The following is a 9,070-nucleotide window of genomic DNA, read 5'->3' as shown; positions in this document are numbered from 1 at the left end:
TTCTGAGAGAATCGTGCTTCAAAACCTTGCGTCTTCATGGTTCCGCGTCCTGTAGGGGCGAAGCATTCGGACAATAACTTATCGGTGAAACCGTAGATTTTCTATCCGAATGCTTCGCCCCTACTTTTTCAGCAAACCCTAGTTAATTTAATTATTGGCAAATCCTGCGAACCGAGATATTCCATCAACTTCCTGCACGGTACAGAGCAGGGGCTACACGAGGATATGGCAGTTTTTTATGTTCATCCTGCTAATCATTTAGTTGGTGTTTGGATTGCCTTGGAAGATATTTCCGCCGATGCTGGCCCGCTAATTTTTTATCCTAAATCTCATAAAAATATCAAAGTAACTGACTTTTTTCCAGACTATCCCGCCGTCAATCTTAAAAATATTACTGCTGCTCAAATTCCCCAATACCAAGATTATGTTAACCAGCGCGCTCAGAATTATGACTGTCAATCATTTACTGCTAAAAAAGGAGAGATTCTTCTCTGGCACGGAATGTTAATTCATGGTGGTGGGAAGATTAATAATACCCTGCTAACCCGTAAATCGATGGTAATTCATTTTATTGCCGAGGGTGGCGATTACAATGATCGGGCTTTGGGGCCTTTTAATTGGTAAGATTAATCTACCACTAATAACTCGGAATTAATCGGACTAATTAGGGCTGGCTGAATAAAGGTAAAATATAGACGAGCTAAGGGGTTTGGGGCTTTTTTGCGAAGCAGGTGCAAGATTTTGAAAGTAGGGGCGAAGCATTGAGGTAATAACCTATCGCTGAAACCGTAGATTTCCTATCCGAATGCTTCTACTTTGTGAACAGGATTTGGTATAACTGATCACTGCTCACTGATTAAGCTGTAGCCTCTAAAAATACGCCTAAATTGCGGAATTTTTGATAACGAGATTCGCGCCGTTGTTGGGGTGTTAATAAAGATAAAGCCTCTAAATTTTCACTAATAGCGGCTTTTAAATTGGCTGCCGCTTTTATCGGATCAGCATGGGCCCCTCTGGAGGGTTCAGGAACGATCTGATCGATAATATTTAACTCTTTCAAATCTTTTGAGGTAATTTTGAGGGCAACTGCTGCTTTATCGGATTTTTTGGCATCTTTCCAGAGAATGGCGGCACAAGCTTCGGGAGTCGCCACGGTATAGACAGAATGCTCTAACATTAACAGGCGATCGCCGACACCAATCCCCAAAGCGCCGCCGGAACCACCTTCGCCAATAACAGTACAAATGATCGGCACATCTAAACGAAACATCTCCCGAAGATTATAGGCGATCGCTTCCCCTTGACCTAATTTTTCCGCTTCCACCCCCGCCCAGGCGCCGGGGGTGTCAATAAAGGTTAAAATTGGCTGATTAAACTGATGGGCGTGTTCCATTAAACGCATGGCTTTACGATAACCCCCGGGGGCAGCCATGCCGAAATTTCTAGCCACATTATCCTTAGTATCCCGGCCTTTTTGATGCCCGATAATCACCACGGGACGACCGTTAAAACGGGCAACACCACCCACAAGAGCGGGATCGTCGTAACCACCGCGATCCCCGTGTAACTCGAACCATTCATCGGTGATTGCCTGAATATAGTCTAGGGTACTGGGGCGCCGGGGATGACGGGCTAATTGTAGCCTTTGGGAAGGGGTGAGATTGCTAAAAATTTCACGACGTAATTGATTAGCTCGTTCGTCTAGTTGACTAATTTGTTCCGAGACATCTACGCTATTTTCTTGGGCTAATTCTTTAATCTGTTCGATGCGGGATTCTAATTCGTAAAGGGGTTTCTCAAAATCTAGGAGAAAAATCTTTTTCTCGGTAGTCTCGTTTTTAGTCATAGGTTAGTGGCTAGAAGTTTACTGTTCGCTAAGTAGGTAGGCGTTAAAAATTATCAAATACCCCCCTTATCAACGGGGGATCAAGGGGGGATCGGCACCCCCCTTATCAAGGGGGGCAGGGGGGATCAGAGGCAAAATCTATCTTCAATTTAATTATAACTACTTACTTAATCTTTTCTAGCTTACCGTTTTTCAGCGATCGATTATCGGCAGCTTCGGGATTACCTGGAGATAATTTCAGGTTAACGATCTAAATCTGTCAATTGTCGTATAATAGTAGATCGTGCCTTTTTCACCCCAAGGAGGATTAGTTATGGCAGGAAGTGAACTAAAAGCGGATCTATGGGTTAACGAATATATTACCCCCTGGGACATTTATAGTCATGGGGTTTCGCGGATTTTAGCCTACAAAAAAACCGCTTTTCAGGAGATGTATATTGTTGAATCGGGGGCCTATGGAAAAGCCTTGGTACTGGATGGGAAATGGCAATCTTGTACGGGGGATGAATTTATTTATCATGAAGCATTAGTGCAACCGGCAATGATTGCCCACCAAGAACCAAAAACTGCTTTAATTTTGGGAGGTGGTGAAGGTGCGACAACGCGGGAGTTATTGCGTTGGAAAACAATCGAAAAAGTGATGATGATCGATATCGATGGGGATGTGGTAGAAGCTTGTAAGGAACATCTTCCCGAAATGCACCAAGGCACTTTTGATGATCCTCGTTTTGAGTTAGTTGTGGCCGATGCTTTAGAGGTTTTAGACACCACTAACGATCAATGGGATATTATTATCTCCGATCTGGTTGATCCCATCGAAGAGGGTCCTTCTTTCCCCCTATTCACGAAAGAATACTTTGAAAAACTACAAAGAGTTTTGGCAGAAAATGGCATTGTTGTTGTCCAATCTGGCCCGGTTTCTCCTCCTTCGGTGATGTATCATGCGCGTTTGGTGAATACTTTAAAAGCAGTTTTTCCCTACGTTCATTCCTATTGCGCTCCTACTCCTAGTTATGGTTCCCCTTGGGGTTTTACTCTCTGTGCTAATCATCCTTTAAATACTCGTCCCGATCCCGATGTGGTGGATGAATTAATCAGCGATACAACTACAGGAGGATTACGTTTAATTGATGGCATGACTTTGCTCGGAATGTTACAAACTCCTCTCTATATTCGTCAAGCAATCGCACAAAATACGGAAGTTTATACCCTGGCAAAACCCCCGAAATTTTTCGGTCAAGGAGTAATCAGTAATCAGTAATCAGTAATCAGTTATCAGTAAATAAGGGTCATAATATACTCAACGGATTTAGAATTAGAAATCGATCGAGTCTTCATGATTGAGAATTGCTTGCAGAATTTCTAGGGGAACAGTAGCAAAGTATTGCTGGAGAAAGTTTTCTAGGGCCACCGCTTCTAGAAATTGCTCAATCTTATTAATTTTTGCCTCATGATTGATTAATTCAAAGGATAAATTTTCTTGATTTTTCTTGACTTTAAAGCCATTTTCTGCTAGGGAAATTAATCCTAATTCTAGGGTATGATAACTGAGGTTTAAGCGCTTTTGTAATTGTTGACGGGAAATACTGGTTTTAGTTCTAGCTAAATATTTCCCAATCCCCACAAGGTTTATCCATGTGGTGTGAGCGGATTTTTTTAAAGGACTAGCATAGGCAAGAACTAACTTTTTATCGCGTAAAATTGCCTGTTGATATTCCCTGGAAAGTTTTGTCCAATCCCGGGGACATTCCCAGAGAAAAAGGGGATTTAATTGGCTAACTTCTTGACTAATTTCTCGATGGCGATTGTCGATTAAAAAATCTTTTTTATTGCTATAGGTTAGGGATTGTTGTTGATAAGTTTGCAGGGCAATTAAGCGCACTTCATAGCGATTTTTGTAGGTATTAAAATCTAATTCAACTACGGCATCATAACGGGTATCGGCAGCAATTTCGTCTTTGTGATGACCCCACCACATACCGGGGAAACCCTGCTCGATTGAACTATCCCAGATTTCAAAAGTTGTCCGGGGATAAGCGATTTTTTTGCCTTTGAAATCCTCAAGATTTTTATGCCAAAGATTTTGAAAATAACAATTTTGAATTAATAGCTTTGGTGTCGGATTACCCATTCCGCAGGGTTCCAGTAATTTTAATTCTCGAAATAGACTTTTTCCCAATTGGGAAACCGTCACCACCGCATCCACTTCTATCTGAGAAGAAAGGGAAGTTAAATCAATTCCTGTGCGTCGTAACTGTTGATTAATTCCCTCAATAAATAGCGGTAAATTTTCTATGGTTAAACTTAAACCTGCGGCCAAAGGATGACCACCAAAACGATGTAAAAGATGGGATTGAGAAGATACTAATTGATAGAGATCGATCTCACGAATTGACCGAGCGGAACCCTTAGCAAAAGGTGGTTCACTGGTACTTAATAAAATTGTTGGTCGTTGGTATTCTTGGGCAATTTGTCCCGCAACTAATCCTAAAATTCCCGCCATCCATTGGGGATCATCTAAAATAATTACATTAGTGGTGGAAAGATCAATTCTCTCTAGTTTTTTCTGAACTTGTTTAATAATATCCCGTTGGATTTCTTGGCGACGAATGTTGGCTAATTCCGCTTGTTCAGCTAATTCGTGACAACGCTTTTCATCTTCACTGGTAAGTAATTCCACACAAAATCTAGCATCGCCATAAATGCGACTGATAGCATTAATTCGCGGTCCAATACCGAAGGATATATCCAGCGGTCTATCTCCGGTTTTGTTACATAAATCGAGTAATTTTTTAACTCCCAAACGCTGAGTATTTTGCAGTTTTTGAATACCTTTTTGGGCTAAATAACGACATTCTCCCGTCAATTTGACTAAATCGGCAATTAAACCAATCGCAACTAAATCGAGCAAATTTTCTAGGGGTTTTCTGGGAATATCTGCAAGGGTTAAATACATCGCTTCCACTAATTTATAAGCAACGGCAACCCCAGAAAGATGATAGAAAGGATGGGTTTCCACAAAGTAGCGGGGATTAATCAGGGCAATCACCTCGGGGCGCTCGTCGGGTAGGGTATGATGATCAGTAATGATAATATCGATGCCTAGACTGTTTGCATAGTCAATTTCGGCGATATTCGTGCTTCCTGTGTCACAGGTGACGATTAAACTGGTTCCTTGATGCGCTAGTTTCTCGATACCTGGACAATTGAGGCCGTGGGATTCTTTTTGGCGATCGGGTATGTAATAATCTAACTGTTGATAGGGTGGGAAAAACTGTCCCAATCCTTCCCAGAGGACACTGGTAGCGGTGACACCATCGGCATCGAAATCACCCCAAATAGTCACTTTTTCGCCTTTATTTAGGGCTTTTTGCAGTCTTTTGACGGCGAAGTTCATTTCTTGCCCAAAATCAAAGGGAGTTTTTGACTGATAAGCTTTCTCATCCAGAAACGTCCCCAGAGTCACCACATCCCGGACACCGCGATGCCATAATATTTGTGCCACGACGCTGCCATCCGACTCTGGGGTATAGTCTTCGACTATTTTTAAAAACTCTTGGGGAAGCTCTACCGATGGGGGAATTTGCCAGTTAGACACGGGATATCAAGGAAAAAGTAAAAAGGAAAAAAGGTGACAGTCAACTTTTGTGATTTTCCCTATCTCCATTTAGCCACCACTAACGGGGGGAATTAAAACTATCTCATCGCCATTTTTGAGGATTTTCTCTCCCGAAACAAACTGAAGATTAACTCCAAAACGAGTAACATCGCGCCATCTTTCTAATTGAGGATAGGGGGCTATAATATAGTTTAACACTGCTGCCACGGAAGTGTGGGCAGGAAATTCGAGGTTTAATTGTGAAGTTTGATAGACTTCTTGATAAATAGCAAATAGTTTTACTGTGATCGTAATCTTTTCCATCTTTACATCAATATTTTTCCTAGGATAATAACATTAATTGAGAACCCTGTTCGGTTTTGTGGACTTCGATGCGGTGTTGAAAAGCTTCTTTAAATTGGGGCATATGAGTTACAGTCAAAATACAGGCAAAATCGGCGGATATAGCGTTAATTGCCGCAATTAAGCGCTCGCATCCTTCCGCATCCTGAGTTCCGAATCCTTCGTCAACAATGAGCATTTGTAGGGCTGTTCCGGCTCTTTGTGCCAATAATCTCGCTAAAGCTAATCGAATCGAGAAATTAATCCGAAAAGCTTCTCCTCCTGAATAGGTTTCGTAGGGACGGGCTCCCCGGGTATCACCAATAATAATATCTAAAGTATCGATTGACTTTTGTTGCTGTTTCTTCGTACCTTTACCGCTTTTTTGGGTTAAAAAATGCACATGAAATTGATTACCAGTTAAGCGAGCTAAGATATGATTAGTTTGAGCTTCCAACTCTGGTAAAACATTCTCAATCATCAGAGTTTGTAAGCCATTTTTGCCGAAAGCTAGGGCTAACTCTTTATAAACTCTATATTGTTGTTTAACTTTAGCTAAATCGCTCTCTTTTTCTGTCAGTTGTTTACCTAAAGTTTCTAGTTGATGTAACTTCTCCTCAACCCGACCTTTTTGGGAGAGCAATCCATCAATTATCTGTCTTCGCTGTTGAATATTAGTCGATAATACGGCTATTTCTTGGCGATAGTCAGTCAAAGTACCAATCTTTTGACTAATATTTACTAACTCCTGATTTATCTTCTGGCGATCCTCATTTCGCAGCTGTAATCTTTGCTCAATGTCAGCGATTTTAGCGGCTATTTCTGGATAATTTTTTTCTGCTTGTTGCCAGTCTTGATACTGTAATCTTACCCCCTGTAATTGTCGGATCAGATTTTGAATATTCTGATGTTCACTGCGATCATAATTTAAGTTTTGAATAAGCTTTTCTAAGCGCTCAATTTCCTGTTTCAGTGGGGAGTTTTGACCTAGTTCTTGCTTCTCTTGTTCTAGTCTAGCTAATCGATTAATTAAATTAGGTTTCTCAGCCTTGATATTAGCTAAACGACGGTTTGCTTGCTTAAGTTCTGATTCTTGAATTTCTGCCCAACGCCATCTTTTTTCTTCTCCTCTGACTAAAGCGTGACTTTGTTCATCATAGTTTAATAGGGCGATTTCTTGATTGACAATTTGCAATTCTTGCTGTAATTCTAGGGCATAATTGCCACTGCTTAAAAGTGCTTCTAACTGGACAAGTATCTCCTCGGTTTTCTCTAGTTCTATTTCCTTTTCTTCAATAGTTTCTAACTTGACTTCTAACTGTACATATTTTTGTTGTAGATTCGCCCTTGCTGGCAATTCTTGTTTAATTTGGGCTAATTCCTCCCCTAAACGTTTTAAATCTCGATCACAGTCTGCCATCCGTTCCTGTAGGGACCAAATTTGCTCTTGAATTTGTTCTTGATTTTGATGGGTTTTCCTGATTACTTGATGACGGTGATGACTGTCTAAATTCTGTTCACACAGAGGACAAACCGAATCGGGAATATTTAATTTTTCCAATTTATCAGTTAACTCTAAAAGTTGTTCTTCATATCTTTTCTGTTGCTCCAATAAACTTTTTTTGTCCACTTGTTTGAGAGTTTCCTTTTCTTCAACTCGTTCACAATAGGTTTGTTTTTTATCTAGTTCTTTAATTCGTTTGGCTAAATTGAGAGCTTCCTCTCTTAGTAGAGGAATACGAGCGATTTCTGTCTCTAATTGTTGCCGATTTTTTTGCAATTGTTCCCAACGAGCATTGATCTTAGCTTTTTCCCGTTCCAACTGCATATTTAAATCAGCTTTTCGGCTATTTAAAGGAGCATATTTTAAAGCTAATCTATCCAATTCCTGAAGACGTTGACGATGATAATTTAATTTCTCTAATCCTGCTTGAATATCCCCCGCTTGCTCGATAATTTTTTGAGTTTCTTGTTCCTGTCTTCCCAATTCTTCTAAACGAGCGCTCGTTTGTTGGATGGGAAGGGTAAATTCGTTAATTTTTTGCTGTAATTTCTGTTCTAATTGTTGTTTATCATACTGGGCCTGTTGCCAAGCTTGCAATTGACTTGACAAACTTGCCTCTTTCTGATCTAAATTGATTAGGCGCTCGTGTGCAGTAATAATGTCATTTTTGCGATGAAGAATAGTCCTTATTTGATTTAATTGATTGTCTAGACTAACTTTTTCCCGGTCTAATCTCTCGATTTCTGCTAATAAAGCTCGCTCCTGTTCTCTTTGCCACTGCAGCTGTTTTTCCCAATTCTGACGCTGATTTTCTTCCCCCTGTCGTTGCTGTAAACGCCGATTATTTACCTCTTGTTCTTGATTAATTTGGTCAATTTGGCTGCTTAACTCTTGCAGCTGTTCCTGATAAGAATTTTTCTCCTGAAGACGGAGTTTGATAGTTTCTACTTGCTGCTCGATCTGGAGGGACTGCCCATCAAATTGTTTCGATATATCCTTGGCTTTATTTGCTAAAATTTCATAGCGATCAAGTTGTAATAATTCTGCTAAAATCTGTTTACGACCACTGGGAGGCTGTTTCATAAACTCGTCCGCTTGTCCCTGTCGTAAATAAGCAGAATTAATGAAAGTTTTATGGTCTATTTTTAGATAAGTATTAATCTGTGCTTGAGTATCTTTAATACTTTTACCCGATAAAGGACGAAAACTTTGATCATTAATCACCTGAAAATCTAAACCAGAAGCTTTCCCTCCCCGGTGACGACTACGGATAATTTTATAGATTTCTCCCCCATAACTAAACTCGAAATCTACCCGCGCATAATCGCTGCCCGCATGAATCACATCATCAGCAATCGAGGTGCGACTTTCTCCCCAAATTGCCCAAGTAATTGCTTCGAGTAAAGAGGATTTTCCCGCACCATTGGCACCACAAATACAGGCAGTATGTAATCCGCGAAAATCCAGCACTGCCTCGCGATAACTGAGAAAATTTTTCAGGGTTAATTTTAGGGGAATCATAAGCTGGGAGGTGGGGAGGTGGGAGAGGGGAGAGAATGCAGTACAGGTTAGAAATTAATCAGAGGATAAAAAACCGGGGACAAGATAGCTTCAGCGAAATACATCTGGGTGAATCTATTCGGTATCAATAACTCTCTCCTACAATAACCTCTAATCAAAGCTTAACTGAAATCCAGCCGGGGGCAAATGCGCTTTTTTTGTTCCTCAGAATTCTCCTCACCATCATCACAACCTAGGCACTGTTCACAGATAACCGCTC

General features: G+C 40.7%; 5 protein-coding genes and 1 pseudogene. 2 read left to right on the top strand and 4 right to left on the bottom strand.

Translation table 11 applies throughout. The features are described 5' to 3' along the window. Positions 1-138 precede the first annotated feature (138 nt). Positions 139-624 (top strand): annotated as a pseudogene (locus tag IM475_RS15080) (phytanoyl-CoA dioxygenase family protein); the annotation flags it as partial. 232 nt (positions 625-856) lie between these two features. On the opposite strand, the gene accA reads toward IM475_RS15080, so the two are convergent. Then, positions 857-1,846, bottom strand: coding sequence for an acetyl-CoA carboxylase carboxyl transferase subunit alpha (accA, locus tag IM475_RS15075; RefSeq protein ID WP_002744097.1), 990 nt, complete (start codon positions 1,844-1,846; stop codon positions 857-859). Between the two features lie 313 nt (positions 1,847-2,159). On the opposite strand from accA, the gene IM475_RS15070 reads away from it, so the two are divergent. Continuing rightward, positions 2,160-3,107 carry a fused MFS/spermidine synthase gene (locus IM475_RS15070; RefSeq protein ID WP_287728091.1) on the top strand — a complete coding sequence of 316 codons (948 nt, stop codon included), beginning with the start codon at positions 2,160-2,162 and terminating at the stop codon, positions 3,105-3,107. A 54-nt stretch (positions 3,108-3,161) separates the two neighbouring features. On the opposite strand, the gene recJ is transcribed toward IM475_RS15070, so the two are convergent. From recJ to sbcC, 3 genes are all read right to left on the bottom strand, one after another. Continuing rightward, entirely contained in the window at positions 3,162-5,444 is a 2,283-nt protein-coding gene (gene recJ / locus IM475_RS15065) for a single-stranded-DNA-specific exonuclease RecJ (RefSeq protein WP_287728090.1), read from the bottom strand. A 69-nt stretch (positions 5,445-5,513) separates the two neighbouring features. Then, a complete protein-coding gene (locus IM475_RS15060; RefSeq protein ID WP_287728089.1) occupies positions 5,514-5,768 on the bottom strand; it encodes a MoaD/ThiS family protein in 255 nt (84 codons plus the stop codon). 19 nt (positions 5,769-5,787) lie between these two features. Next, complete coding sequence (gene sbcC, locus IM475_RS15055) at positions 5,788-8,811, bottom strand: exonuclease subunit SbcC (RefSeq protein ID WP_287728088.1); 3,024 nt, start codon at positions 8,809-8,811, stop codon at positions 5,788-5,790. Between the last annotated feature and the right edge of the window lie 259 nt (positions 8,812-9,070).

Source organism: Microcystis sp. M061S2 (assembly GCF_020245605.1).
Lineage (GTDB): Bacteria > Cyanobacteriota > Cyanobacteriia > Cyanobacteriales > Microcystaceae > Microcystis.
Note: the sequence above shows the minus strand (reverse complement) of the source record. Positions and strands in the feature narration are given on the sequence as shown.